3 protein-coding genes are annotated in these 2,228 nt (G+C 55.2%); all 3 read right to left on the bottom strand.

Annotated elements, in window-relative coordinates; all coding sequences use genetic code 11:
• On the bottom strand, positions 1–489 hold a 489-nt coding region (locus tag VJ464_22465), incomplete at its 3' end, for a hypothetical protein (protein HKQ07908.1).
• Positions 490–572: 83 nt separating this feature from the next.
• Positions 573–866: a hypothetical protein gene (locus VJ464_22460; protein HKQ07907.1), complete on the bottom strand. Its 294-nt coding sequence runs from the start codon at positions 864–866 to the stop codon at positions 573–575.
• Between the two features lie 101 nt (positions 867–967).
• Positions 968–2,228: RHS repeat-associated core domain-containing protein (locus tag VJ464_22455; protein HKQ07906.1), on the bottom strand; the 1,261-nt coding region annotated here is incomplete at its 5' end.

Raw genomic sequence — 2,228 nt, 5'->3', positions numbered from 1 at the left:
CGTGTTGCCCGCCGAGCCGATGGTGTTGCCGTTGCTGTCGTAGCTATCGCTTGCCAGCCGGTCGTTGACATCCACGCTCGACGTTTGATTCGGCACTGCCGCCACGGTTGAAGTCCGCGTCAGCCGGTTGCCCACCGCGTCATAGCTGTAGCTGATCGCGCCGTTGCCCGCTGCCACCGGGTCGTTGCTGATCGTTTCGCTGGTCAGCCGATACAAGGCGTCATAGCCATAGCTGACGTTACGCCCGCTCGCCTCCGTCAGGCTCAGGCGGTTGCCTGCCGCACCTAGCGTGTAGCCGTAGCTCGCAAGTGTCGTGCTGGCCTTGCTGATGCTCAGGCTGGTGAGGCGATTCAGAGCGTTGTAAGTGTAGGCGGTCTGCACCTGATTCGGGTAGAGGTAGCCTGAGAGGTTGCCCGCCGCGTCGTAGCTATAGCTGGTCACACCCGTCGCGGGACGCGTGCCGCTGGCCGGCGCGTTGTCGGTGAACATAGAGAGACGAGTTAGCCCATTATAGCTGTAGTCATTGAAGTAGAGGGGCTGTGTTCGAATGCACGTTAAGTTTCTTCAATGTCTTAGGACAAAGCTTTGCTGGTGAGCGACAGAAGCTTGAGTGCTGCCTTCTTGATTTTCTTATACTCCTGCTTTTCTCTTTCATACCATGAAGCATGAGCAATAGTGGCCGGGTAGATATCCACCAGCGCCTTTACTGTTCGCTTAGGAATGGCATCTACATCCTTCCACTCTTCGCGACAAGCTTTGAGTATCGAGCAGAGTGCTTCAAACTTCTCCTCATCTAGCCCTCGATGTTGGCGCAATGGCACAAGAAAATCACCGAGCGCGATACCCAAATTATCTGCGACCCCCATAGAATTACCTCCCTTTCCCTACAAATCATTGTCCCTCAATCAATCCTTCTCTTGAAGGATCGATACAACGCTATAGCAATCCGCGCGGGAACTGCGTTTTTCTACTGAATCCCATGTACATACCTGATTGCTTCCGGCGTGATGTGTCTTGATATGGTGACTTCCTCATCCGCCACCGCAATCCTTCTTGCTTCATCATCCTTCAAATGTTTTGCTGCCCCTACCGGTGTTGACACATCGTAATACGGTGCTCTGACTCGGTCAAAATCAATCACTGCTATTCGCTTATTTGTGCTGGAACCTGTTAATGCGTACCTCTGAGCTACGAGCGTGCTGCGGGTTGTTGAAATATACTGATCCGCATACTCAGAGTCGCTGCCGTGGATGATGTGGTCATCCAGGCTCTCCTCAGCAAGAACATCTTTGGCCCAAAGTCCTGTTGACGGGTTTTCGTCATCACGCAAAGCGCGATAGACAATGTTACTTTCATCCTCCCTTTGTCTCGGGAACGGAAGCACATCAGGCCCCCTATCAGTGTGGGGATCATAGTTGACATCGGGCCGCCTCGCCCTTCCTTTCACCTTTTCGCTAGTAGTGTAAGTTACCTGAGCTACTGCTAAGAGCGTTCCTGCAACAAGGAAGGCAACAGCGAGGCTCTGCAAGCTATCTGATTCGTGCCCCGATGGATCACGCCTATTTACAGGATTGCCATTGGCGTAGAGAAACTTATGCAGTGAGAGTGGATCAAAGCTATTCCCATTTAAGGAGTCTGCCGTCCAGAATCTGCCACTCGCCGGATTCATGTACCTGGCCCTGAGGTAGTACATCCCCAGCGCCGCATCCATCTGCTCGCCCGCGTACAGATAATCATTTGCGGTACTGCCCGTCCTCGCCAGCAGATTGCCGAACCCGTCATACGTGTACGTGTCGGTCACCGCCCCGCTGCTATCCATCAACTGCCGCACCGAGCCGTGCCCGTCGTAGCCATAGAAACTCGCCGCCCAGTTACCACTGATGACTTGCTGCTGGCTGACTCTCATTGCACCCAGCACGTACACCCGCTGCACACTGCCGCCCGTCATCTCTTCGACCACCTGCGCGTAGCCGGTCGGGTTCATGGTGTCTACGAGGTACGTCGTCGTCACCGCCGACGCGCCCGTGCCTGCGGTCTTCGCCACCCGGTTGCCATCGCCGTCGTAGATGTAGCGCACTTCATTGGCTGTGCCGGCATTCAACGCCACCAGCCGGTTCTCACTGTCGTACTGATACGTGTTGCCCGCCGAGCCGATGGTGTTGCCGTTGCTGTCGTAGCTATCGCTTGCCAGCCGGTCGTTGACATCCACGCTCGACGTTTGATTCGGC

The sequence above is a fragment of the Blastocatellia bacterium genome, from assembly GCA_035275065.1.
Taxonomy (GTDB): domain Bacteria; phylum Acidobacteriota; class Blastocatellia; order UBA7656; family UBA7656; genus DATENM01.
The sequence above is the reverse complement of the archived record's forward strand: the minus strand, read 5'-3'. Positions and strand labels throughout refer to the sequence as shown.

Bases quoted from the DNA above. Each gene is read 5' to 3' on its own strand.
- VJ464_22460 (HKQ07907.1), bottom strand. From the start codon at position 866: ATGGGGGTCGCAGATAATTTGGGTATCGCGCTCGGTGATTTTCTTGTG.